Below are 24551 nucleotides of genomic sequence, written 5' to 3'. Positions count from 1 at the left end.
CATCCTTTCGGATGCCGCCCCTTTTCGTTCGGTCCATGGCCGGATTGAGGCGTGACATCGCCTTCCGGACGAATGGCAAGGGATTCCCCGATCCCCTTGATTTCAAACGGAGTTGGGGCAAAGGGGGTGGACGGCCACGCGCGGCGGTAGCAGGGTGTGCCCCGGAATGCGCGGCCACAGCGCACAGCACGGCACCCTTCCCCAAGCTCTCAACTCCGTTCGAGCAGGGGAGACCCCAATGATCGAAGGGAGCGGTGAAGCGATGACCGACCAGGTAGAGCCGGCAGGTGGCCCGGGAGCCAGTGGCCCCGGACCCGACGGGGCGGGATTCACCTACCGCGCGTCCGAGCAGGAGCTGATCGTCGTCGCACGGCCCGAGGCCCGGCTGCGGGCCCAGGCCGAGGGCGTCCGCTCGGCGGCGGGCTCCGACGTGTCGGCCCTGAACATGTTCCTCGGCGATGAACAGCTCACCCTGGAGCCGCTGTTCGGCAACGAGGAGCGCCTCCGCTCGGCGGACCGGCAGCACATCGAATCGGACGACGGCGACGACGTGCCGGACCTGGCGCTCTTCTACCGTGTGCGCGGCGGCGAGAGCAGGGCGCAGGAGCTGCGTTCGCGGATGGCGGCGCTGCCGGGGATCGACACGGCGTACGTCAAGCCGGGCGCCGTACCCGCGGCGATCGGCTCGACGGACCGGGCTCCGAACGTCGGCGAGTCCGGGCGCCGCAAGGAAGGCGCGCCCGTCACCCCCGACTTCACCGGCCGCCAGGGCTATCTGCGCCCGGCGCCCGAAGGCGTCGACGCCCAGTGGGCGTGGCAGCGGCTCGGCGGCTCCGGCGAGGGCGTCACGGTGATCGACATCGAGGGCGCCTGGCAGCTGGGGCACGAGGACCTGACCGGCAAGCTCGCCGGCGTGGTCGTCGGCACCCCCATCCAGGACGTGGCCTGGCGCAACCACGGCACCGCGGTGATCGGCGTGATCGGCGGCGACCGCACCTCCGTGGGCATCACCGGCATCGCACCCGAGGCCATGACCGCGGCGGCGTCCTTCCAGCCGCTTGGTACCGCGGCCACGATCCACGCGGCGGCCGAGCGGCTCGGCGCCGGCGACATCGTGCTGATCGAACTGCACCGGCCAGGACCCCGGTTCGACTTCGAGCCGCGCGACGACCAGCGGGGCTACGTCGCCCTTGAGTGGTGGCCGGACGACTACGCGGCGGTCCGGTACGCCTGCGCCAAGGGCGTCATCGTCGTGGCCGCGGCGGGCAACGGCGCGGAGTCCCTGGACGACGCGGTGTACGAGCGCAGGCCCGACGGGTTCCCCGAGTGGTGGCGCAACCCCTTCAACCCCTCCAACCGTCCTTCGGGCGCCGTCCTGGTCGGCGCGGGCGCACCGCCGCCCGGCACGCACGGCCGCGATCACGGCCCGGACCGCTCGCGCCTGGGCTTCTCGAACTACGGCGCCCGCGTGGACGCGCAGGGCTGGGGCCGCGAGACCACCACGACCGGCGGCTCCTGGAACCAGCCGGGCGACCTTCAGGGCGGCACCGAGGAGATCGCCTGGTACACGGACACGTTCTCCGGCACCTCGTCCGCCTCGCCGGTCGTCGTCGGCGCCCTGGCGTGTCTGCAGGGCATGCTGAAGGCCGCGGGCCAGCAGCTGATGACGCCGGCCCGCGCGCGTGCGGTGCTGCGCTCGACGGGCTCGCCGCAGCAGGACGCTCCGGGGCGCCCGGCCTCGCAGCGGATCGGCAACCGCCCCGACATCAAGGCGGCGGTCACGAACCTGCTGCCCTCTGCGGTGGGCTCGGGCCGTGCCGAGCGCTACTGGGACGAGCTGCTCCCCTATCCCCCCGAACTCCCGCCACGCCTGAGGCTGTTCGTCGCCGGGGAGTGGCGCAACCTGAACGACCCGTCCCCCGACATCCGCCAGGCGGTGCACGCCGCGTTCGCGGGCGGGCACCCCGACGTACGCGTCTGGTTCTCGGACGACGAGGTCGTGGGCCTGGTCGTCGCGGGCTGAAGCATCACATCCATTGACGGAAGGTGGCACCCGCATGAGCACCACCCCGCACATGAGTCCCCCGCAGCAGCAACAGGGCCAGCAGTACGGCATCCAGCAGGGCCAGCAGGGCCCGAGCACCGCGCCGCCGCAGCAGCAGCTGCAACAGCTCGGCCGGCAGCAGCCCTACCAGCAGCTGCTCCAGCAGCTCGGCCAGGACGGCGTCCCGCAGGCGCAGGCCCCGGAGATCTCCACCCAGGCGGTCGCGTCGAACATCGCCACGTCGTTCTGGAACGTCGTCCAGCCCATGCCGGGCCAGTCGCCGGTCCTCTACCTGATGATCGAGAACGGCTGGAAGGCGCTCATCAACCCGAGTCAGCAGACCCACGACGCGGTGCAGGAGGCCTTCGCCTTCGGCCAGCAGGTGATCGGTTACTACGACGCGACCAACCCATCCTATCTCGTGGCCATCGTGATCACGACGAAGTGACACGGGGTCGGTGCCGGACCGCGGCGCCGGGCGGAGTCCTTCCCGCCCGGCGCCGCTCCCTGCCGGTGACCGGCCCGGCTAGGCGCAGCTGAACTTCGCCGCTGCCCAGTCCCCGTGGTCCCCGCTCTTGGAGCCGTTGGTGTCGGTCACCTTCAGCTCCACGTGCCGCGCCCCGCTCACGTCGACGTCCACCGGCACGGTCGCCGAGGCGCCCGTCACCTTGGGCGAGGTCCACAGCACCTTGCCGTCGGCCTCCACGGAGAAGGCCACCTCTCCGTAGCCGTTGATCTCGTCGTCGATGCCCGCGTCAGCGGTGAATCGCGCGCACTTCCCGCCCGTGTAGACCTCGATGGCGGAGTCGGCGTGGGTGCCGAGCCCCTTCTCGTACGTCTTCCCGGCCAGGGTCAGCGTGTGGCCGTCCTCCGCGCCCGACTCCCCGTTGCTGCGGTCGCGTTCGGCGGGGCCGTAGCCGTTGGCGGACTTCAGCCACACCATGTCGCTCGCCCAGGTGTCGGCCGTCGGCGCCGGCGGCATGACGGCGACCGCGATCCGCTGGGTGGCGGTGCGGTCCTGGCCCGCCGAGTGGTGGCGCGCCGTCGCCGTCAGCGGCTGTTCGCCGGGGTCGGCGTCCTTGGGCGGGGTGACGGCGACCTCGACGCGGCGCGTGGTCCCCGCCTCTACGCGGTCGGCATGGGCGGTGCCCGCCGTCCAGCCCTTGGGCACGTCCAGGGTGACGTCGACGCCGGTGGCGTCCCGCGTCCCCGCCGTGACGTCGACGGCGACCTTGCCCGCCGCTCCCGCGCCGAGTTCCTGCCCCGCGGGGGCGCTCAGCGCGGCGCTCGCGCCGGGCACGGCGCCGCCGACCGCACTGGTGTCGTCGAGTTCCAGCTCGAAGGACCGGTCGGTGCGCAGTGCCGCCGTCTTCACCTTGACGACACCGCCCCGGTCGTCCCGGTCGTAGAACCAGCCCCGCTCCGCCTTCTCGTACGCCTCCTTCGACGCGAGCCGCGGCAGCCTGTCGCCGCTCAGCTCGACGCGGCTCGGCGCGTCACCGGTGTGCAGCGTGAACGCGTAGGGCCGCTTGGTCTGCTTGCCGCTGAACTCCCCCTTGCTCGCGCCGATCCGCACCCGCACGTCGCCCGCGCCGGAGCGGGGCGCTTCGACGTCGGCTCGCTGAGTGGCGTACTTGCCGTCGCGGTGCTGCCTGCTCTCGCCGTCGTCCTCGTACAGCTCGAAGGAGGACTTGCCCTGCGGGTAGATGTCCCAGGCGAGCGGTGAGTCGGCCGTACGGTCCTTGTAGGACCTGATGCCGCCGGGCCACATCGGCACGGTGGCACCGCCCTTGACGAAGAGCGGCAGGGTGTCGAGGGGCGCGCTGTAACCGTCAACGGTCGTCGGTCCCTGATAGGTGCGGCCGCTCCAGTAGTCGGTCCACGTCCCCTTGGGCAGATAGATGTCGTCCCGCACGGTCGTGTCCTTGTAGACGGGCGCGACGAGGAAGTCCTCGCCCGTCAGGAACTCGTACTTGGCCGCGTCGGTGGCGGCCTTCGGGTCATCGGGGTATTCGAGGGCCAGCGGGCGCACGGCGCCGACGCCCGTCTCGGTCGCCTCGTGCCCGTACGAGTAGAGGTAGGGCAGCAATGCTTCGTGCAGCTTCAGGTACTTGCGGTTGATGGAGGTGTAGGGCTCTCCGTGGCGGAAGGGCTGCTTGTCCTCGGCGGCCCAGCCGTCCATCGTCATCGTGACCGGCAGGAACGACTTCCACTGCAGATCGCGCGCGTACGTCTTGGCGCTGCCGCCGAAGATGCCGTCCACGTCACCGGTCGTGTAGGCCATGCCGGACATGGTCGCGCCCGCGTACGTGGGGATCTGCCAGCGGATGTACTCCCAGCTGCCGCTCTGGTCGCCGGACCACTGCACTCCGCAGCGCTGGGCGCCCGACCAGCTCTCGGGGGCCCAGGTGAAGCCGCGGGCGTCGCTGTTGTCCTCGATGCCCTTGTACGCGTCCTTGCAGCCGTCGAGCGCCTTCTTGTAGCCGTCGCCGACCCAGGCGACGTCGAGCTTGGCGACGCGCTGGCCCGCCTTGACCTGGTCGGCGATCTGGTCGATGCCGTCCTCGGTCCACAGGCCGAGCTGCATGTCGCGGTCCTGGAGGCCCTTGGCGGTCTCGGCGAGGTCTTCGTAGCCGCAGCCGTAGCCGTCGTTGACCAGCATCCAGCCGTTCGGCATGTCGTGCTTCAGGTACTCGTCGGCGACCTTCAGGGAGTCCAGGGTGTGGCGCTCGCCCTGGTTGGCGTTGTGGAGGTAGCAGTCGGCGTCGCCGATCTCCAACCCGTAGATGGGCGGCAGGAAGGGCTTTCCGGTGAGCTTCGTGTACTGCCCTATGACGTCCTTGGCCGCGTCGCCGCCGCGTCCGGCGAAGTAGTAGGCGTCGAAGCGCTGTTCCTTCGCGGTCGCCGTCACCGGCTCGGCGAAGTCATAGGTGTTGGGCGCGTAGGTGTTCCGGAAGACTCCGTACCCCTCCGAAGACAGGTAGAAGGGAACGGAGTTGGGGTGGCCGCCGTCGTCCCAGTTGTAGTCGACGCTCACCTCGACCTTCTTGCCGCGGTGCGAGGTGTTGCCGCGCCCGTTCTGCATCCCGGCGCCGTAGTACTGCTCCTCGGCGCCGCGGGCCAGGCTCTGCGTGGTGGCGTCCTTGGTCCAGCTCAGGCCCTTGGACTCGGCCCAGACCTGGGTGCCGTCGGCGCGGTACAGGGCGAAGCGCAGCGGTGACTTGTAGGCGCGCAGGGTCACCTGGGAGGTGCTCAGTTCGTAGCGGTCGCCCTTGTCGGACCACTTGGTGCGCGGCGGGTCCCCCTGCGGCAGGACGATGTCCTTGCCCGTCGGGTCGGTGAAGTCGCCCTCGGGGGCGAGTTCCAGCCGGAAGGTCTCCGTCGACACGAAACTGACGCGGGCCACGGCCTTGCCCGCGGTGAGGCGGTAGACGGATCCTTCGGCGGCGAAGTCCGTGACGTCTCCGACCGTGGTCGCGGGGTCGTCGGCGGCCTGCGCTGCGCCGCCACCGGGACCGGCGAACACCGCGAGGAGTCCGAGCAGGGCGGCTGCGACGGCCGCCCGTCTGAAGCGAGTGGGAGATCTCATGGCCGGTGTCTAGCGCCCCGGAGGGTGCAAAGGCCATGGACTTTGCCGAGCCGCTGCTGGACTCCTGGAACGGAGATCCGGCGGCGGCCCGGCAGACGAGTCCTACAGCGCGACCCCGAGCAGCGCGTCGACCGCACGGGACACGACGCCGGGGGCGCCCTCCTCCGTGCCGCCTTCGGCGTCCTGGCGGGCGGCCCACGCGTCGACGGCGGCGAGCGCGGCCGGTGCGTCCAGGTCGTTGGCCAGGGCCTCGCGGATCTCCTCGACGAGGGCGTCGGCGGAGGGTCCGTCGGGGCGCGAGACGGCGGCACGCCACCGGCCGAGCCGCTCCACGGCCTCGGTCAGTACGGAGTCGGTCCACTCCCAGTCGGCGCGGTAGTGGTGGGCGAGCAGCGCCAGGCGGATGGCGGCCGGGTCGGTCCCGTCCCGCCTCAGCTTCGACACGAAGACGAGGTTGCCCTTGGACTTGGACATCTTCGCGCCGTCCAGGGCGACCATGCCGGCGTGCACGTACGCCTTGGCGAACGGGTACTCACCGGTGAGCGCCTGGGCGTGCGACGCGCCCATCTCGTGGTGCGGGAAGGCGAGATCCGAGCCCCCGCCCTGCACGTCGAAGCCCATCCCCAGATGATCGAGGGCGATGGCCACGCACTCGATGTGCCAGCCGGGGCGGCCACGGCCGAGCGAGGCACCGTCCCAGCTGGGCTCGCCCTCGCGGGCGGCCATCCAGAGCATCGGGTCGAGCGGGTCCTTCTTGCCCGGACGGTCCGGGTCGCCGCCGCGCTCGGCGGAGAGCAGCTTCATCGCGGCGGCGTCGAGACCGGACACCTCACCGAAGTGGGGGTCGGACTCCACGGAGAAGTAGACGTCCCCCTCCAGCTCATAGGCGGCGCCCATGTCCCGGAGCCGTTCGACGAGCGGCACGATGCCGGGTATCGCCTCGACGGCTCCGATGTAGTGCTGCGGCGGGAGCAGTCGCAGGGCGGTCATGTCCTCGCGGAACAGCGCGGTCTCGCCCTCGGCGAGCTCCACCCAGTCCTTGCCGTCGCGGATGGCGCGTTCGAGGAGCGGGTCGTCCACGTCGGTCACGTTCTGGACGTAATGAACCTGCCGCTTGTTGTCGAGCCACACGCGCTGCACGAGGTCGAACGCGTTGTAGGTCGCCGCGTGACCCATGTGGGTGGCGTCGTACGGAGTGATGCCGCAGACGTAGATACGGGCGACGGGACCGGGGTCAAGGGTGACAAGACCACCGGTCGCGGTGTCGTGGATCCGGAGGTCGCGGCCCTTGCCAGGCAGGGCGGGGACCTCAGAAGCGGGCCAGGCATGCATGACATGAGCCTAACCGGACGGAGCGTCCGTATACGAGTGGGGGGCCTGGCGTGGGCGCCTCGGACCGGCTTGAATTCGCCTACGGGCAGACGCGTGCCGCCCGCTTCGCGGCGGATCTCTTCCCGCCCACCCACCCGATCACGCCGCAGCCGCAGGGCAACGACTAGACCGGCGGCCACGGAATGGCGGGCCACTCCCCGCTGGGCACGGGATGCTTCCCGGAAGCCAGCAGGGCGTCCACCCGCGCGCGCAGCGCGTCCACCTCAGCCCCGGTGATCAGCTTCCCCAGCCGCAGGCCAAGCGGCGCCTCCCCGCCAAGCCCGTCCCGCAGGGACTCGAGAACCCCCACCGCCTCGGCGGTCAGCGGCTCCCCCGCCCACCCCCACAACAGCGTCCGCAGCTTGTCCTCGGCGTTGAACGTGACCCCGTGGTCGATCCCGTACAGGCGCCCGCCATCGGTCAGCAGATGCCCACCCTTGCGATCCGCGTTGTTGATCACGGCGTCAAGCACCGCGAGCCGCCGCAACCGCTCATCGTCCGCGTGCACGAGAAGCGCCGTCCGCCCCTCCCCCACGTCGGCGAAGCCGATCGCCTTCCAGCCGTCACCGGGCTCCGCGCCCTCGACGAGGGCCAGCAGCTCCCCGCCGTCCTCGGAGGACTCCGGGTCCGTGTCCGAGCCCTCGATCCACAGCTGGCACATGCCCTCGCCGTGCGGCCCGTCCCGCAGCACGGTCGGCGGGACGAGGCCCCACCCGGTCGCCTCGGAGACCTCGTACGCGGCCACCTCCCGCTGCGCGAGCGTCCCGTCGGGGAAATCCCACAGGGGCCGCTCCCCGGCGACGGGCTTGTAGACGCAGGTGGCCTCCTGCCCCTCGTAGGAGACGGAGCAGTAGAGCACCGCGTTCGACGCCTCACGGATCCGCCCGCGCACGGTCAGCTCACCCCAGGTGAGCAGGTCCACGACGCCGTCGGAGGTGTCCACCCCGCAGGAGCTCACGCGCCCCGCCGGTACCCGTTCTGCCGCGGGCATACATGTCCTTCCGGGTCGAGCGGGAGGCTGCACAGCGGACACGGCGGCCGCCCCGCGTTCACGACGTCGAGGGCGCGCTTGGCGAACGCGCGCGCCTGCGCCCCGGTGAGCCGGACGCGCAGCATCGGCGGCCCGTTCTCCTCGTCCTGCAGAAGCCTTTCCTCGGCCTCCGCCAGATCCTCGTCGGACTCGGCGTCCAGCTCGACCAGAGCCTGCGCCTCGACGATCATCCGTTCCTCGTCGCCGTCCCAGGCGAGCGCCATCGTGCCGACGCGGAACTCCTCCTCGACGGGCGAGTCCAGGGGGGCGCTGTCACTGACCTCGTCGGGTGCGACGGCGGGCACGGGGGTATTGCCGCCGCTGCGGCGCACGACCTCGTCGAGGAGCTCTTCCATGCGTTCGGCGAGGGCTGCCACCTGGGTCTTCTCCAGGGCGACACTGGTCACCCGGACTCCGGCGGAGGCCTGGAGGAAGAAGGTACGCCGTCCGGGGAGCCCGACCGTTCCGGCCACGAAGCGTTCCGGCGGGTCGTAGAGGAACACCTGACGCGACACGTCCTGTCTCCATTGGGATCGACTGCGATTGCTCATGTGCGCCTGTTCGGCGCGACGACTGCACCCTACTGCGGGCGACGATCACGGTGCTCCCGTGTCGCCGCCCACCGCCGCGTCGCTGCCCGGCGGCTCCACGCGCGGCGCGAGCGACCCGAAGTCGCCGGTGTCCCCCAGGCGTACGAGGAAGGGCCGCAGGCGCGTGAAGCGGATGGCGGTGACGGAGCAGGGCTCCACGGAGATGCGCTGGAAGAGGTCCAGGTGCAGTCCGATGGCGTCCGCGACAAGGGACTTGATGATGTCGCCGTGCGAGCACATGAGGTACACGGCGTCCGCGCCGTGCTCGCGCTCCACGCGCGCGTTCCACTCGCGTACCGCCTCGGCCGCCCGTGTCTGCATGGCCCGCATCGACTCGCCGCCCGGGAAGGCGGCCGCCGACGGATGCTGCTGTACGACCTCCATCAGCGGTTCGTCGGACAGCTCGGCCAGCTTGCGGCCCGACCAGTCGCCGTAGTCGCACTCCCCGATGCGGTCCTCGGTGTGCGCCCGCAGGCCCGGCCGCGCGGCGAGCAGCGGTGCGACCGTCTCCTGGCAGCGCTGGAGCGGGCTGGTGACGACTTCGGCGAGCGGCAGGTCCGCGAGGCGTCCGGGGAGCGCCGCGGCCTGTGCGGCGCCGCGCTCGTCCAGGGCCACACCGGGGGTCCACCCGGCGAGCAGACCCGCGGTGTTGGCGGTGGATCGTCCGTGCCGGACGAGGATCAGCGTGGGCATGCGGGCCAGCCTAAGCCGCCGACGGGGTGCGCCCCGAGCGGAGGTTCGGAAGAATGCGCTCCGTGATCGTGGACTGCGCGATGTACAGGGACGGGCGCCGGACCGAGTGCGCGTCGGACTTCTCGGACGCCCTCGGCGAGGCACGTACCGCGGGGGACGCCTTCGTCTGGGTGGGCCTCCACGAACCGACGGAGGCGGAGTTCGACGAGGTCAGCAGGGAGTTCGGGCTGCATCCGCTGGCGGTGGAGGACGCCTTGAAGGCGCATCAGCGGCCCAAGCTCGAGGTGTTCGACGACTCGCTCTTCGTGGTCCTCAAGCCGGTCGTGTACGAGGCGGACAGCGACGCCGTCTCGTCGGGCGAGGTCATGGTCTTCATCGGCGACGCCTTCGTGGTGACGGTCCGGCACGGCGAGGGCTCGCCTCTCGGTGTCGTACGCCATCGCATGGAGGCGGAGCCCGAGATGCTCAAGCACGGTCCGACCTCCGTCCTGTACGCGGTCGCGGACGCCACGGTCGACCACTACCTGGACGTCGCGGGCGAGCTGCAGACCGACCTGGAGGAGCTGGAGGCGGAGGTCTTCTCGCCGGACAGCGGGGGCAGCCGCAACACGGCGTCCCGGATCTACCGGTTCAAGCGCCAGATCGTCGAGTTCCGGCGGGCCACGGGACCGTTGGCGATGCCCATGATGCGCCTCTCCGGAGCGGGTCCTTTCGCGCCCGACGTGCCGTTCGTGAAGGACACGGCACAGCCGTTCTTCCGGGACGTCAGCGACCATCTGACGCGCGTGAACGACTGGGTGGACAGCCTCGACCGCCTGGTGTCCGACATCCTCTCCGCGCATCTGGCGCAGATGAGCGTCCGGCAGAACGACGACATGCGGAAGATCTCGGCGTGGGCCGCCATGGCCGCGGTCCCGACGATGATCGCGGGGGTCTACGGAATGAACTTCGACCACATGCCCGAGCTGCGCTGGGTGTGGGCCTATCCGGCCGTGATCCTGCTGATGGTCGCGCTCGAGATCTTCCTCCACCGGCTGTTCAAGCGCCGCGGCTGGCTCTAGGGCCTGCCACGGCGGGCGGCGCGGTCAGGCGAAGCCGGTCGCCGGCAGGGCGGGCCCGCCGAGTGCGTCGCGCCGCTCGGGCATCTCCAGGGACACCATCCGCCGCCAGCCGCCCAGCCGTTCGTACGCGTAGATGGCGTTCACGCCCGAGGCGAGCGCCATGGACTTGGGCTTCGGCCAGCCCAGGACGCGCCCCATGTGGCCCATCACGGCGAGGCTCACGTCCCGGTACACGCGCGTCTCGGCACGGGCGCACTCGTGCAGGGTCTCCAGGATCGTGCGCCCGTGTCCCGCGGCCGCCAGGCGCAGCAACTCCTCGTGGCAGTACGCCAGGTGGTTGTCCTCGTCGTGGCAGATCATCTTGATGGCCTTGCCGACCTCGGGGTGGTCCCCGAAGTACGTGACCAGCATGTCCATCTGGTCGGCGGCCCGCTGTTCGGTCACGCGGCTGTGGGAGAGGTAGACGACGACGTCCCGCTCGGTCAGCGGTTCTTCACGGCGCAGCTTCTCGTGCGTCAGGCCGATCCCCTGCCGCTCCAGGAGCATGGTGTAGTCGGTCTCCGGCGGGACCGGGACGGGCTCCAGGCCACGCTTCTTCAGCAGAGCGTTGAAGATCCGCCCGTGCTTGTCCTCGTCGGCGCCGTGCCGGGCGACCTTGGCGGTGAGGGCGCGCTGGCTCTCCGGGAGGAGCGCCGCGATACGGCCGTTCTCCCAGCCTCCCTGCGACTCCCCGCTGGCAGCGATGGAACAGAAGAGCTGGAATGATTCGTCGTTGTCGAGGATCTCCTCGAAGACACTCCTGGCCGAAAGCATCACTGGCACCTCCATGCCCTCCGCGTGAACTCCGCAAAGAACAAGTCAAATGCCGTGGCGCAGGTGTGGCAACAGCTGTCGGGGCCGGCTCCGCCAAACGAAGGACAGCTGACCCCGGACGGGGCCGTAACCGAGGGGCCGCACGGCGCGTTGTGCTCCGTGACGGCCGTGGCGGGGAAGACCCCCGAGCCCCCACCACGGCCGCAGAACTTCTCCCTCCGGGTTACGCCAGTCCAGCGCGCTCCAGCGCTTGCGTGCCCGCGCGCAGGGCCGTGATCCGCTCCTCCAGCGTGAAGCCGGCGGGCGCCAGCGTGAGCGTGGTGACCCCGGCGGCCGCGTAGGCCTGCATCCGCTCGGCGATGCGGTCCACGGAGCCCAGCAGCGTGGTCGAGTCGATCAGCTCGCGCGGCACGGCCGCCGCGGCGCCCTCCTTGTCGCCGGACAGGTACTTGTCCTGGATCTCGGCGGCTTCCTTCTCGTATCCCATGCGCTGGGCGAGCTGGTTGTAGAAGTTCTGCTTGCGGCTGCCCATGCCGCCCACGTAGAGGGCGGTGTACGGACGGAACATGTCCGCGAGGGCGCTGACGTCGTCGCCCACCGCGAGCGGCACCGTCGGGACGACGTCGAAGCCCTCCATCGTCTGGCCCGCCTTCTCGCGCCCCGCGCGCAGGTGGCGGATCGCGGTGTCCTCCAGGTGCTCGGCGGAGGGGAAGATCAGCAGGGCGCCGTCGGCGATCTCGCCGGTCTGCTCCAGGTTCTTGGGGCCGATCGCGGCGACGTACAGCGGGATGTGCTCGCGCTGCGGGTGGACGGTGAGCTTGATGGGCTTGCCCGGGCCGCCCGGCAGCGGGAGCGTCCAGTGCTCGCCCTCGTAGCTGAGGCGCTCGCGCGTCATCGCCTTGCGGACGATCTCGACGTACTCGCGGGTGCGGGCCAGCGGCTTGTCGAACTTCACGCCGTACCAGCCCTCGGAGACCTGCGGCCCCGAGACGCCGAGGCCCAGGCGGAAGCGGCCGCCGGAGAGCGAGTCGAGCGTGGCGGCCGTCATGGCGGTCATCGCGGGCTGCCGGGCCGGGATCTGGAAGATCGCGGATCCGATGTCGATGCGTTCGGTCTGCGCGGCCACCCAGGACAGCACCGTCGCGGCGTCCGAGCCGTAGGCCTCGGCGGCCCAGCAGACCGCGTAGCCGAGCTTGTCGGCCTCCTTGGCGACGGCGAGGTTGTCCGCGTCCATCCCCGCGCCCCAGTAGCCGAGGTTGATCCCGAGCTGCATGGCCGAATCCCCTTACTGAGCAGTAACGTCCCTGTGCCGGGGACTGTAGCGCGTGGCCCCGCGCGCCGTCAGCGGAGGGCGGGCGGGTGGCCGGGTTCTCCACAGGCACAGGTTTGTCCACAGCCCCTCACGCCGCTGGAGCACGGCCAGTAATCTCAGCGCCCATGGAGCAGAGGCATCTCGGCCGTACCGGCCTTCGCGTGTCCCGGATCGGACTCGGCACCCTCACGTGGGGGCACACCCAGGAGAGCGACGCCGCCGATCTGCTGAAGGTGTTCTGGGAAGCCGGAGGCAGCCTCGTCGACACGGCCGATGTGTACGGCGACGGGGAGGCCGAGTATCTGCTCGGCCGACTCATAGAACGGCTCGTGCCGCGCCGCGATCTGGTCATTGCGACCAAGGCGGGCAGCGTGCCCGACCCCGACCGGCGCTTCGACGGCTCGCGGGGCCACCTCCTCTCCGCACTCGACGCGTCCCTGGCCCGCCTGGGGACGGATTACGTGGACCTGTGGCAGCTGCACGCCTTCGACCCCTGCACACCCCTGGACGAGACGCTCCAGGCCCTGGACATCGCCGTGAGCAGCGGCCGGGCGCGCTATGCGGGCATCTCGAACTTCTCCGGCTGGCAGCTCGCCAAGGCGGCGACATGGCAGCTCGCGGCCCCGGGGACACGCACGCGCCTTGCGAGTACGCAGATGGAGTACTCCCTGCTGCAGCGCGGCGTCGAGCGGGAGCTGCTGCCCGCGGCGAGGGACCTGGGCGTGGGCCTGCTGCCCTCGTCGCCGCTCGGCCGCGGCGTGCTCACCGGGAAGTACCGCCACTCCACCCCGGCCGACTCGCGCGGCGGCTCCGAGCATCTGGCGCCGTTCGTCGCGCCCTACCTCGACGACACCGCGAGCCGCATCGTCGACGCGGTCGCCACGGCGGCGGACGGCCTCGCGGCCACGCCCCTCCACGTCGCCCTCGCCTGGGTGCGCGACCGCCCCGGAGTGACCGCGCCGATCGTCGGCGCGCGCAACGCGCAGCAGCTCACGGCCGCATTGTCAGTGGAGACCCTTAGTCTTCCTGACGAGATCTGCCAGGCGCTCGACGACGTGTCGGCGCCCGTGCACCGCTACCCCGATCAGGACTGGAGCACGCTGTGAGTACGGAGCCGGAAACCGCTGCCGCGGAGGAAGCGGAGGCCGCTGCCGCACAGGAGACCGGGGCGGGGGCTCCGGAAGCCACGGACGCGGACAGCTCCGGCGGCCCTGACGCCGGCGCTGACACGTCTTCCGACGCTGCTTCAGACGCCACCGCCGACACCGCTGACACCGACACCGGCACCGCCACTGCCGAGAGCAAGGAGCTCTCGGAGACCGAGGCGGAGATCGCCGCCCAGCGGGAGCTCCTGGAGCGGATCGCCGAGCGGAAGGCCGCCAAGCAGGGTCCTGTCGACGCGGGGGCCAAGCTCAGCGGCACGGCGGCCGATCTGCTGGCCGCCGTGCGCGCGGTGGAGAGCGGCGAGCAGCCGGCCGCCAGCGCCTTCCGCGAGCCCGAGCCCGCACCGCGCAAGGCCGCGCCCGAACCGGCACGGCGCCCGCAGCCCGTCGCGGCGGCCCCCTCGGGCCCGGGGGACGACGCCGTGGCAGCGGTCCGTGCCGTGCTCGCCGACGGAGGGGCGCCCGCCGACCTCGCCGCGCGGACGGCGGCGGCGCTCGGCGAAGGCGCCGATGCTCAACTCCGTTCGGACCCCTGGCAGTTGCTGCGGGTCAGCGGCGTGCGCACGGAGCAGGCCGACGGATTCGCGCGGGCACTGCTGGGCGCGCAGTGCGGCCCCGACGACGAGCGCAGGGGGCGTGCGATTACCGCCTGGCTCCTGGAGCAGGCGGCCGTCGCCGGGCACACGGCCCTGGACGCGGCGGCGCTCACCGCGGCGCTCGGCCAGCGTGCCGTACCCGATCCGGACGCGGCGGTGCAGGACGCCATCGCGGAGGGCGACATCCTGGTCTTCCAGGACGCCATCGAGACACCCGGGGTCCCGGCCCCCGCGCGGGACGAGGGCGACGACGAGGGCGAGGAGACCGCGCAGCCGGTCCGCGTCCTGGTCGGCCTCGAGCGGTACGCACTCGCGGAGGAGAGCCTCGCCGACGGGCTCGCCCGCGTGATCAACTCCCTGCCGAAGGAAGAGGGTTCGGGCCCGCGGTCCGCCGACTGGGAGTCCGCGGCGGGCGAGGCATCCGGTTCCACCGCCGAGCTGATCCGTGCGGCGGCCGGTCACGGCCTCGTGCTGCACACCGGCGGCGAGGCGGCACGCGCCGAGCCCGCCGCGCTGGTGGCGGCCGCCGCGGCCCTCGGCCTGCGGGCGTGGGCGGCCACGCACAGCTCCGCGGGACGGCGCCACGTCGCCGGGCTCGCGGGCGCGGACGAGGCGGGCACCGCGACCGTGGCGGGGCTGCTCTCGGGCGCCGAGGGCCCCGGACGGGACAGGGACGGAGCGCTCGCCCTCGATCTCCTGGTGGTCCTCGACGCACCGCAGCTGGACGTGGAGAGCGCCGCGATGCTGGTGGAGTCCCTGCCGGACGGCGCCCGTCTGGTGCTGAGCGGCGACCCGGGAGTGCTGTGGTCGGCGGGCCCCGGACGGGTCTTCGCGGATCTCCTCGCGGCGCGCTGCTGCCCGCAGGTCGTCTCGCGCGTCCCGGACCCCGGCCCCATCGGGGAGCTGGTCTCCGGCATCGGCATCGGCGAGCTGAACCAGGTCGAGGCGCCGGGCAAGGAAGTCGTGATCGTCCCCGTGCGCGACGCGGGCGAGGCGGTCCACCGCACGGTGCAGCTCGTGGCGGACTCGGTGCCCCGGGCGATCGGGGTGCCCCCGGAGGACACCCAGGTCATCACTCCCGGGCACGGCGGCGCCGCGGGCACGCGCGCGTTGAACACCGCGCTCAAGGAGCGGCTGAACCCCGGCCCCGGCCGGTTCGGCGGCTTCGACCCCGGCGACCGCGTAGCCCACGTCCCGGCGCCCGGCCGCACGACGCTGGGCCGGGTCCTGCGGGCCGACGCGGAGGGGCTGCATCTGGAGTGTGACGGCGCCCCCGTCGTCGTACCGAAGGAGCAGGTGGAGCAGACCGTGCGGCACGCCTGGGCGCTCACCGCGCACCAGGCCGTGGGCCTGAGCTGGCCCGCGGCGGTCGTGGTGCTGCCCGGCGACGCGACGGCGGCCCTGAGCAGGCCGTGGGTCTACACCGCGTTCAGCCGCGGTGAGCGGCACCTGTCGGTGGTCCAGGGCGCGGAGCAGGCGTTGCCGCGCGCGGTGGCGGAGATCCCCCCGAAGGCCCGCACGACGCGCCTCCAGACCCTCCTGCGCCCCCAGGTCCCCGCCACGTCCTGAGCGGAGGGTCCGTCCCGCGCCTCCGGGCGCCGGTGGCCGTCACGGCCACCGGCGCCCGCGCGCCTGAGGGGTCAGCGGTCCGCGTCGAGGGGGCTTCTGCCGTCGTCGACATCGAGCACGTCCCCTTCGTCCCCTTCGTCGATGTCGTCGAGCTCCTCAAGGACCGCCACGGCGTCGGGATCGACGCGGACATGGACGTCGGCGTCGACGCCGTCGTCGTCCGGGTCGTCGTCGAAGACCGCGCTGACGTCGAACCGGCACACGACCCGGTGCGGGTCCGCCTGGTCGAAGGGGGCGTCGAGCCACTCCCCGGGCTCGGCGGGCTCGTCCGCCGCGGTGACCCAGAGCGTGGAGTCGCCCTCCTCCAGGCCGAACTCCTTGTGCCGGGAGGCGATTTCGTCCGGTTCGAACTCCCCGAAGAGGACTCCGAGCGCGGCGTGCACGCTGCTGCCCGCGGCCGCGGCGGCGGGACTCCCGTCCGCCGTGTCCGCGTCGAGGTCCGCGACCCGCTGGGCCTGTGCGAGGAGCCGCTGCGGCTCCGCGACGGCGTAGTCCCTGCGGATCAGCACGCTCAGTGCGTTCGCCTCCTCCGGGCCCTGGTAGGGCGGCAGCACATCGCTGTCCGAACCGGGGATCTCGAAGGGGGTGACCTCGTCATAGCGGTCGTAGAGAAGCTCGTCGTACTCCTCGGCCGCGGCGGCCAGCTCGTTGAACGCTTCGTAGACGGCCGGGTCGTCCTCACCCGACCTGCGTTCGACCGCGGCAAGGTGACGGTCGAGCGCGGTCTTGACCGCCTCGGCGGCGGCGCGTACCTCGGCAGCGGTGGGCTGCGCAGCATCAGACATAGTGCAGACGCTATCCGTACCGGGCCTGTACTTGCACAATAGATGCGATGCCGGAATACGAATTTGTCGACGTGTATGTGCCGCGCGGGGTCACCCGCAAGGAAGCAACGCGCCTGCTGACGGACCACGCGGAGTACGGACACTGGGAGTTGGACCGCCTGAGCCTGCACGCAGACGGCAGCCGCAGAGTGCGGCTGAAGCGGCGGATCATCCGCCAGCTGCGGGCCACTTGGTGAAGTGAGAGAGCAGGAATGGAGGGTGCCCCGATCAGGCGGGGCACCCTCCAATTCCGTGCACGGGATCGCGCGGCGGCGTGCCGCCCTCGATCAGGCGGCCGACCGCGCCCTGCGGTACAGCACCGTTCCCGCGAGCAGCATGCCCGCGCCCACCGGAAGCACGACGCCGACCGGCAGCTCGCTGCCCGTCGCCGCGAGCGTCTCCGAGCCCTTCGGCTGCGTGATGGTCTGCGTCCCCGGCTGGTTCGGCACGGCCCGGTCGTCCGGCTCCTCACCCGGCGTACCGGGCTTCCCCGGCTGGTCGGGGTTCCCCGGCTGGTCGGGCTGCTGAGGCGTCTGCGGGTCCTGCGGCCCGCCCGGCGGCTGCTCCGGCTTCGTGGGCGGCTTCTCGCTGCCCGGCGGGGTCACCTCACCCGAGTCGTTGGCGCACTCGTTGCCGGTGGTCGCGTTGCCGAGACCGCCGATGGTGACGCTGTTGCCGCAGACGTTGACCGGCACGTCGACCGGCAGCTGCACGTCGTTGCCCGAGCCGACGCCGGGTGAGTCACTGCTGTGCCCCTCGGCCGCGGACCCGCCGCCCGGAGGCTTGCTCGTGCCGCTGCCACCCTCGTCGGAGGTGTTGGCGCAGTTGTTGCCCACCGCGGGGTTGAGCACCCCGACGACGTTGACGCTGTTGCCGCAGACGTTCACCGGCACGTGCACCGGGAGCTGGACCGAGTTGCCGGACAGCACACCCGGGGAATCCGACGCACCCCCACGGGCGCCCGAGTCGGCGTGCGCGTATCCACCGCTGATGGCGAGCACGCCCGTCGCGGCCGCCACCGTGATCAGGCCTTTACGAGTGACCTGTCGCATAGGTTTTCCCTGTCTTATGACCTTCAGGAATGCGCACGCTCCTTGAGGTGCGTACGCGGAATGCCCGAAAGCCCCGGAGTGCATGGCACGCACTCCGGGGCCGACAGACTCAGACCCTCATGGGGTGAGACACGACAACGTCACTTGTTGACGCAGGTGTTGCCGAAGGCGGGGTTCAGCAGCCCGATCACGGAGACCGTGTTGCCACAGACGTTCACCGGCACGTGGATGGGCGCCTGAACGACATTGCCCGAGAGCACACCGGGAGACTTCACGGCGGCACCCTGAGCACCGGCGTCGGCAGCAGCGATACCCGCACCCGCGAGCACGAGACCACCAGTAGCAGCCGCAGCAGCGACGACCTTCTTGATCATTATTCCTCCTTGTTGGCAATGCGATCCCAGCCGCGGACCGCACCACCTGTAACGAGGAGGAAGTGGCGGGGCTACGAGCCTATGGTCCCTTTCACTCTTTTCAGTCAAGTACGTACGTGCTGACGATTATTGGAGTGTCGTTTCAGCACGCAATGCGTCACCGGGGGGCGCGTGCACCGGCGTTCAGGACGCGTCGATGAACCGGTCGAGCACGCGCACACCGAACTTGAGGCCGTCCACGGGCACTCGCTCGTCGACGCCGTGGAACATGCCCGCGAAGTCCAGCTCCGGCGGCAGCTTCAGCGGCGCGAAGCCGAAGCCGCGGATGCCGAGGTCGTCGAAGGACTTGGCGTCGGTGCCCGCGGAGAGCATGTACGGAACGGCGCGGGCGATCGGGTCCTCGGCCTGGAGCGCCGTCTGCATGGCGTCGACGAGCGCGCCGTCGAAGGTGGTCTCCAGGGCCTTGTCCGCGTGCACGTCCGTGCGCTTGACGTTCGGGCCGAGGATCCGGTCCAGGTCGGCGAGGAACTCCTGCTCGAACCCCGGCAGGAAGCGGCCGTCGACGTGCGCCGTCGCCTGTCCCGGGATGACGTTGACCTTGTAGCCCGCGCCCAGCTGGGTCGGGTTGGCGGTGTTCTGCAGGGAGGCGCCGATGAGCTTGGCGATGCCGCCGAGCTTGGCGAGCGTCTCGTCCATGTTCTCGGGGTCGAGCTCGGTGCCCAGCGCGTCGCCGAGCTCGTCCAGGAAGTGCCGCAGTGTCTTGGTCACCCGGACCGGGAACTTGTGCTGCCCGAGCCGGCCCACGGCCGCGGACAGTTCGGTGATGGCGTTGTCCTTGTGGATCATCGAACCGTGCCCGGCGGTGCCGTCCACGGTCAGCTTCATCCAGTGCATGCCCTTCTGGGCCGTCTCGATGAGGTAGAGCCGCAGGTCCTCGTTGACCTGGAAGGAGAAGCCGCCGACCTCGCTGATGGCCTCCGTGACGCCCTCGAAGAGCTCAGGGTGGTTGTCGACGAGGTAGCGCGCGCCGTAGGTGCCGCCGGCCTCCTCGTCGGCCATGAAGGACAGCACGATGTCGCGCGGGGGCTTGCGGCCGGTGCGCATGCGTTCCCGGACGACCGCGAGGGTCATCGCGTCCATGTCCTTCATGTCGACGGCGCCACGGCCCCACACACAGCCGTCCGCGATCTCCCCGGAGAAGGGGTGGTGCGTCCAGTCCTGGGCGTTCGCCGGTACGACGTCGGTGTGGCCGTGGATGAGCAGCGCGGGCCGTGAGCGGTCCTCGCCCTCGATGCGGGCCACCGTGGAGGCGCGGCCGGGGTGCGACTCGAAGATCTGCGGCTCAAGTCCCACCTCGGCGAGCTTCTCCGCGACGTACTCGGCGGCCTTGCGCTCCCCCGGGCCCGAGTGATCGCCGTAGTTGCTGGTGTCGATGCGGATCAGATCGCGGCAGAGATCGACGACCTCGTCCTCACCGGTGACGGGCCGGGACCGGTCCGCCTCGCCCGCCCTGTCGGCCCTGCTCGACTCGCTCACGATGGTTCCTCCCGCTATCGCTGCTGGTGGTCCCCCTCATCCTCCCGCGCCTACCCCCCGACACCCAAGGCCGGGCACCCCTCGTCATGCGCCGTTCACGCACCTGGCCCGTGTGATCGAGGGCCCCCGAATGTTTGCTATGGTTTTCCACGTCGCCGCGGGAAACCGCGACACACCACCAGTCCGGGTGGCGGAATGGCAGACGCGCTAGCTTGAGGTGCTAGTGCCCTTTATCGGGCGTGGGGGTTCAAGTCCCCCCTCGGACACAGAGATACAGAGATACACCGCGAAGAGCGGGCCAGGAATCCTGGCCCGCTCTTCGCTTTGCGGTGGTATCAGCGGGCGGCCTCCAGTGCGGGGGCCGAGCGCTCCTTGAGGTGCCGGATCAGGGCGATGAGCACGTCGCGGCTCGACGTGCGGTCCCTGGCGGCGCAGGCGATGACCGGTATGTGATCGGGGATGTCCGGGGCATGGGTGATCTTCGGACCGGCGGTCTCAGCCGTCCCACAGGCCACGGTGCCGACGGTGCGTCGGCGTCAGGCCCTGGGTGAAGTACTTGTCGTAGTACTCGTCCTCCACGTGGTGGGCCTGGAGCCAGATCCCGGGGACGTGGATCGCGTCCGTGTGCGCCGGGAAGCGGCGGTGCGTCCGCAGGATGTACGTGCAGATGTCGCGGGCGCACTCGATCACCCGTTCCTCGTACTCGCTCGCCTCGGCCAGATAGCGCTGGCCGTAGTCCTCCCGGTAGATGCGGCCGAAGACGTCCTTGTCGCCGTAGACGCCCCCGGGGCCGAACTTCTCGCGGATCACCGCGTCCACCGCGTCGGACATCGACGCGAACGTCGGCGGGCACATCGCGGAGATCAACTGCTCGCCGTCCGGGGCCTTCAGGCCCACCGGGTGCGAGCGGACATTCGCGTACTTGGGGAGCGGGATGTGCCAGCGCCACACGTCGGCCGGGCGCCAGCGCGGGGTGACGAAGGTGAAGCCGAGCATCCTGCCGTAGGCGCGGGAGAACTTCGGGTCGCCCAGGGCGATTTGAGGGTTGATGGAGGCGTGGATCCAGGCGCCAAGGCCCATCGCCTCCGCCACCAGCATCAGGTTCTGGAGCAGCAGGTCCGCCTCGATCTGGGTGCGGAGCGGGCCGAGCGCACCGAGCGGCAGCTTCAGCTTCTCGTTCAGGAAACCGTTCTTGATCCACTTCTGCACGCCCGCGGGGCGGTAGAAGTTCCGGTCGTCCACCAGCGTGGGCCGCGCCCCGTCCGGCTGGGTGAGGAGGTACATCAGGGCGTTGATGTACTGGTGGGACAGGTCGACCACGGGGAACAGGACCGTCGTGCCCGGCAGGTTGGACAGGAAGCGGTTCGAGTCCAGGTACGCCGGGAAGTCCCGCAGGCCCTCCGCCACGTCGAGGCGGTGGTCGAGGACCTTGACCTTGGACTCCCGCGCACGGGCGGTCAGGGTCACGTCGTCGAAGGGCTCCTGCGGCGCCGGGGGCAGCTTCCTCAGGTAGTACGTGCCGGTGTCGTTGATCAGGAAGAAGTGCGTGCCCTGCGCGTTGTCGGGGCTGCCCGCCGTGCGCCCCGCCATGGTCAGGTTCGGCTTCGCCATGATCGGCTTGCCGTCGCGCGGGTCCTCGAAGGGGCGGTCGGGCATGGTGAGCCCGGTGCAGCCGGTGAGGGCGATCAGGACCGCCTCCTCCAGCTCGGTCAGCGGCTGCGGGGCGTTCTTCGAGGCGTAACTCATCGATCCCGCGGGGACGGTGGCGCCGCGGCTCACCCGGTGGGTGCGGCGGCGCCAGACCGTCTCCAGGAGAGGGCGTACGAAGAGGTCGGCGAGCCCGGGGTGGTGTCCGTTCGCCCGGCCGTCGGGCCCGTCCTCACTCGGTGGCATCGCTGCCTCCGCCCCGCATCGGCTGCACCTGCCGCCACGGCGCGAACGCGCTCGCGTCGCGCGGCAGCAGACCCGCGAGGTCCGGGGCGTGCCGCTGGATCACGGACTTCATGCCGCTCTTCTCGACCCATTCGATGCCCAGCGGCGTGTAGATCTCGGGGCGGTAGTCGACGGTCAGGAAGCGGTCGCTCTGCAGGCGGCGCGTGGCCATCAGGATGAAGATGCGGAAGGCCGTGTCGCTGAAGCCGAAGCCGGTCGGCGGGTTCTCGGCGAACAGGCCGACCACGGTGTCGATCTCGTCGACCGAGTCGTAGACGTCCTTGAGGCGCGCGACGGTCTCGGGGTCCTGGCTCAGCTCCTCGAAGCGGGTGATGCGCGGCTTGTGCAGGCCCGCGCGGAAGTCGTTGTAGCGCGGCACGCCCCGCCTGCGGGTGCGGACGAGGTCGACGACCGACAGGTCGATGATCTCGCCGTCGCGCTCGAAGCGCTGGAGCGCGCGCGGGAAGTTGTTCAGGGTGATCGCACCGGGGTGGGCGATGCCGAACGAGTAGAGGGTGTCGGCCAGGCCCGTCTTGCGGATGGCGGCCTCCGCCGCGCCGCCCTGGATGTCCTGGAAGGTCAGGCTCTCCAGGCGCTGCCCGAAGTGGTGCTCGCGCATCACGTAGTCGTCGGGGATCAGCGGGTGCATGCGGTAGACGGTGACGAAGTCCTCGGTGAGGGAGTACGGCGCCGCGTGGTGGTCCGGCAGCGTCTTGGGGATGCCGGTCAGCGAGTGGGACTCCAGGAGCCACAGGCCGAGCTTGTTGAGCCAATTGTTCGGCGGGCCCTCCCAGTTGGTGTGCAGGCCGAGGTCGATGGCCTCGGTGGCGAGGATCGCCGGGGTCCACTCCACCGTGTGGATCTTGGCGATGAGGGCGGAGACGACCAGACGCGCCGCGTGGTAGATGCTGTCCTCGCTCATCGCCGGGTACTCGCGGCGCATGGCCGCGCAGACCGCGTTGTGCTCGCGGGCGAAGAGCGTGTGCATCGCACTGAGGCCGAGCCACCAGCTCTCGTTGAAGCCGGTGAGCGGGATGCCGTTCTGGCCCACGGGCAGGTGGCCGTCCTCAAGGCGCAGGTCGGCGCTGCCGCCGGCCTCGCGCAGGAACTTCGCGGTGTGCTCGTCCGCGCCGTACACCTCGGAGCCGTCCCACCAGTGCGATGCCGTGTTGGCGAAGAGGATCGGGGGCTGGTTGCCGGGCTGCTCGATGCCCTCGTTCTCGGCGAAGCGCATCACGTTCTCGGGCGGTCCGCCGGGGGTGTTGTGCCAGGTGCTGCCGGGCGGCAGCGGTACCTCGACGGCCTTGCCCCCGACGGGGTAGCGGCGGTGGTTGACCCAGTCGTGGACCTGGAACTGGATCCAGGCGGCGGCCAGGATGTTGAGCGAGGTCGCCGGCACGAAGGTGTCGCGCGTCAGGAGTCGGCGGCTGACGGTGACGGGGTTCGGGGTGTCGAAGAGGTCGGGCCGGTAGTCCGGCTCGAGGTTGCGTCCGAAGGCCGCGCCCACGGCTCCCATGGAGGGCGCGGAGAGGTCGTTGTACGACCCGTCGTACGACCGGGCCGTGCGCAGCCGCTCATCGACCCCCGCCGGCACGGGGACGGCCTTCGGCGGCGCCTCGTGGACGTCGGTGTCGATGAGGTTGAGGCGCCTGAGCGCCTTGCGCAGGAAGACCAGGTTCAGCAGGCTCGCCGACACCGGCAGCCTGTGCCACGGCACATAGCGGTTGAGCGCGGCGAAAAACCGTCCGACGGGGATGCCGAGCAGTGTGTTGCGCAGCGGCTCCTCGGTGCTGAAGCGCAGGCCCTTGCGGTGGGCGGCGCTCGCCTCGTACGCGGCCTTGCGGGCGCGGTTGAGATTGCCGAGGGGGCGGAACGCGTCGGTCGTGTACCAGGGGTTGAAGGCGAGCTCCTCGACCCGCCCTGCCGCCGCCATGGCCTCTGTGGTGGCCAGGTCCTGGCGTGGCACGGTGAGGCGTCCGACGGGCACCGCGGGCGTGATGTTGTCCTTCCACTCCACGGAGCCGTCCTCGACGGGCGTGCGTTTCTCGTCCACGTACCGCTGGACGCACAGCTCGAAGGCGACGTCCGACGTGACGAGGCGGTGCGCCAGTTCGCGGTGGAGGAAGCCGGGGTCGCGGCGCTCGGGCCTGGGCTCGGGGGCGCTGCCCACGACGGGGCGCAGGAGGTAGCGGACCGGTCCTGCCTCGCCCCAGAGGATGGCGCCGCGGCTCCAGTACGTCTCCTTGGCGAGGCTGTCGACCTTGTGCCGGGTGGCGGCCTGGATGTTGCGGCGCATCCGGGTAGCGGTGGAGAGGCCTACGGCGAGCGGCAGTTTCACGAACAGGCCGAAGGCCTTCTGCAGCGGGCTGTTCGCGCCCGCCATGGCCTTGGCGAAGGCGACGAACTCGCGGGCGTCCCGGGCGTGCGACACCGGGAAGTTGGTGGCGAGCAGGTCGTGGCTCTCCTCTTCCGACACCGTCACGCGCACGGCCACGCCGCGCAGGTCGGCCGTGGCGTCGGGCTGCCGGGTGCCGCTGGCGTTGGAGAGCCGCACGGTCGCCGGATAGTCGGCGCCCGGCTTGACGAATCCGCCGCGCAGGGCCTCGGGCACGTCGTCGTGGATGGTGAGGCGGGCGTTCTCCACGCCGAGCGCGGGTTTCGCGTGCTGGGTGCGCGCGAGGGAACCGGCGCCGCCGGCCCGCCGGTTCTTCGCCTGGACCTTCATGATCTCTTGGGCCAGGCGCTCGAAGAGGCGGTGCTCCGCCTCGGGGCTGCCGCCCGCGTAGCGCTCGTAGGTCTGCTCGTACTGTCCGGTGTCGGCCATCAGGCGCTTCCTTCGCACGCAGGCGTACGGGACGGGGGGCTCGGCCCTGCTGCCAGACGCCGCGGGGCAGGCGGGAGTCTGCCGACAGGGTCTAGGACGCTACTGGCGACGATGGAGC

Annotated in this window: 20 protein-coding genes and 1 tRNA gene; 7 read left to right on the top strand and 14 right to left on the bottom strand. The window is 71.2% G+C overall.

All coding sequences use genetic code 11. From position 1 onward, the window contains the following. Positions 1-262 precede the first annotated feature (262 nt). Positions 263-2023, top strand: a complete 1761-nt coding sequence (locus M4V62_RS33555; protein ID WP_249590943.1) for a S8 family peptidase — start codon at positions 263-265, stop codon at positions 2021-2023. 34 nt (positions 2024-2057) lie between these two features. After that, complete coding sequence (locus M4V62_RS33550; RefSeq protein WP_249590942.1) at positions 2058-2492, top strand: hypothetical protein; 435 nt, start codon at positions 2058-2060, stop codon at positions 2490-2492. Between the two features lie 78 nt (positions 2493-2570). Here M4V62_RS33550 and M4V62_RS33545 read toward each other — a convergent pair whose 3' ends face one another. The 5 genes from M4V62_RS33545 to M4V62_RS33525 form a co-directional block, all read right to left on the bottom strand. Next, a complete protein-coding gene (locus M4V62_RS33545) occupies positions 2571-5633 on the bottom strand; it encodes an NPCBM/NEW2 domain-containing protein (RefSeq protein WP_249590941.1) in 3063 nt (1020 codons plus the stop codon). Positions 5634-5735: 102 nt separating this feature from the next. Further along, entirely contained in the window at positions 5736-6965 is a 1230-nt protein-coding gene (gene mshC, locus M4V62_RS33540; RefSeq protein WP_249590940.1) for a cysteine--1-D-myo-inosityl 2-amino-2-deoxy-alpha-D-glucopyranoside ligase, read from the bottom strand. A gap of 163 nt (positions 6966-7128) precedes the next feature. Then, complete coding sequence (locus M4V62_RS33535) at positions 7129-7995, bottom strand: SCO1664 family protein (RefSeq protein ID WP_249590939.1); 867 nt, start codon at positions 7993-7995, stop codon at positions 7129-7131. After that, positions 7959-8549, bottom strand: coding sequence for a DUF3090 domain-containing protein (locus M4V62_RS33530; protein ID WP_249590938.1), 591 nt, complete (start codon positions 8547-8549; stop codon positions 7959-7961). Before M4V62_RS33530 ends, M4V62_RS33535 begins: the two co-directional genes overlap by 37 nt. 81 nt (positions 8550-8630) lie before the next feature. Further along, on the bottom strand, positions 8631-9317 hold the full coding sequence (locus M4V62_RS33525; protein WP_249590937.1) for a histidine phosphatase family protein: 687 nt from the start codon (positions 9315-9317) through the stop codon (positions 8631-8633). Between the two features lie 62 nt (positions 9318-9379). On the opposite strand from M4V62_RS33525, the gene corA reads away from it, so the two are divergent. Continuing rightward, a complete protein-coding gene (gene corA, locus M4V62_RS33520; protein WP_249593119.1) occupies positions 9380-10378 on the top strand; it encodes a magnesium/cobalt transporter CorA in 999 nt (332 codons plus the stop codon). 24 nt (positions 10379-10402) lie between these two features. Here the strand turns inward: corA and M4V62_RS33515 are convergent, their stop codons facing one another. Further along, positions 10403-11191, bottom strand: a complete 789-nt coding sequence (locus M4V62_RS33515; protein WP_249590936.1) for a ferritin-like domain-containing protein — start codon at positions 11189-11191, stop codon at positions 10403-10405. Positions 11192-11414: 223 nt separating this feature from the next. Further along, positions 11415-12464 (bottom strand): LLM class F420-dependent oxidoreductase, encoded by a 1050-nt coding sequence (locus M4V62_RS33510; RefSeq protein WP_249590935.1) that lies wholly within the window; start codon positions 12462-12464, stop codon positions 11415-11417. A gap of 164 nt (positions 12465-12628) precedes the next feature. Between M4V62_RS33510 and M4V62_RS33505 the strand changes: the two genes are divergently transcribed. Together M4V62_RS33505 and M4V62_RS33500 are read left to right on the top strand one after the other, a co-directional pair. After that, a complete protein-coding gene (locus M4V62_RS33505) occupies positions 12629-13609 on the top strand; it encodes an aldo/keto reductase (RefSeq protein WP_249590934.1) in 981 nt (326 codons plus the stop codon). Beyond that, positions 13606-15831 (top strand): helix-hairpin-helix domain-containing protein, encoded by a 2226-nt coding sequence (locus tag M4V62_RS33500; RefSeq protein ID WP_249590933.1) that lies wholly within the window; start codon positions 13606-13608, stop codon positions 15829-15831. The genes M4V62_RS33505 and M4V62_RS33500 overlap by 4 nt, the downstream gene beginning before the upstream one ends. Before the next feature lie 71 nt (positions 15832-15902). Here M4V62_RS33500 and M4V62_RS33495 read toward each other — a convergent pair whose 3' ends face one another. After that, positions 15903-16676, bottom strand: a complete 774-nt coding sequence (locus tag M4V62_RS33495) for a hypothetical protein (protein WP_249590932.1) — start codon at positions 16674-16676, stop codon at positions 15903-15905. Between the two features lie 47 nt (positions 16677-16723). On the opposite strand from M4V62_RS33495, the gene M4V62_RS33490 reads away from it, so the two are divergent. After that, a complete protein-coding gene (locus M4V62_RS33490) occupies positions 16724-16912 on the top strand; it encodes a DUF5703 family protein (protein ID WP_190082655.1) in 189 nt (62 codons plus the stop codon). Between the two features lie 90 nt (positions 16913-17002). Here M4V62_RS33490 and M4V62_RS33485 read toward each other — a convergent pair whose 3' ends face one another. The 3 genes from M4V62_RS33485 to M4V62_RS33475 form a co-directional block, all read right to left on the bottom strand. Next, a complete protein-coding gene (locus tag M4V62_RS33485) occupies positions 17003-17767 on the bottom strand; it encodes a chaplin (RefSeq protein WP_249590931.1) in 765 nt (254 codons plus the stop codon). 140 nt (positions 17768-17907) lie between these two features. After that, on the bottom strand, positions 17908-18141 hold the full coding sequence (gene chpH, locus M4V62_RS33480; protein ID WP_249590930.1) for a chaplin ChpH: 234 nt from the start codon (positions 18139-18141) through the stop codon (positions 17908-17910). Positions 18142-18324: 183 nt separating this feature from the next. Then, on the bottom strand, positions 18325-19677 hold the full coding sequence (locus M4V62_RS33475) for a M20/M25/M40 family metallo-hydrolase (RefSeq protein ID WP_249590929.1): 1353 nt from the start codon (positions 19675-19677) through the stop codon (positions 18325-18327). 181 nt (positions 19678-19858) lie between these two features. Here M4V62_RS33475 and M4V62_RS33470 point away from each other — a divergent pair. Further along, a tRNA-Leu gene (locus M4V62_RS33470) sits at positions 19859-19943 on the top strand. Between the two features lie 69 nt (positions 19944-20012). On the opposite strand, the gene M4V62_RS33465 is transcribed toward M4V62_RS33470, so the two are convergent. From M4V62_RS33465 to M4V62_RS33455, 3 genes are read right to left on the bottom strand one after another with little or no spacing between them, the layout of a single operon-like run. Beyond that, on the bottom strand, positions 20013-20192 hold the full coding sequence (locus tag M4V62_RS33465) for a hypothetical protein (protein ID WP_425574958.1): 180 nt from the start codon (positions 20190-20192) through the stop codon (positions 20013-20015). After that, positions 20173-21570: a hypothetical protein gene (locus M4V62_RS33460; RefSeq protein ID WP_249590928.1), complete on the bottom strand. Its 1398-nt coding sequence runs from the start codon at positions 21568-21570 to the stop codon at positions 20173-20175. The genes M4V62_RS33465 and M4V62_RS33460 overlap by 20 nt, the downstream gene beginning before the upstream one ends. After that, positions 21557-24433 (bottom strand): peroxidase family protein, encoded by a 2877-nt coding sequence (locus M4V62_RS33455; RefSeq protein ID WP_249590927.1) that lies wholly within the window; start codon positions 24431-24433, stop codon positions 21557-21559. Before M4V62_RS33455 ends, M4V62_RS33460 begins: the two co-directional genes overlap by 14 nt. Positions 24434-24551: the final 118 nt, after the last annotated feature.

Source organism: Streptomyces durmitorensis (genome assembly GCF_023498005.1).
GTDB classification, from domain to species: Bacteria; Actinomycetota; Actinomycetes; order Streptomycetales; family Streptomycetaceae; genus Streptomyces; species Streptomyces durmitorensis.
Note: the sequence above shows the minus strand (reverse complement) of the source record. Positions and strands in the feature narration are given on the sequence as shown.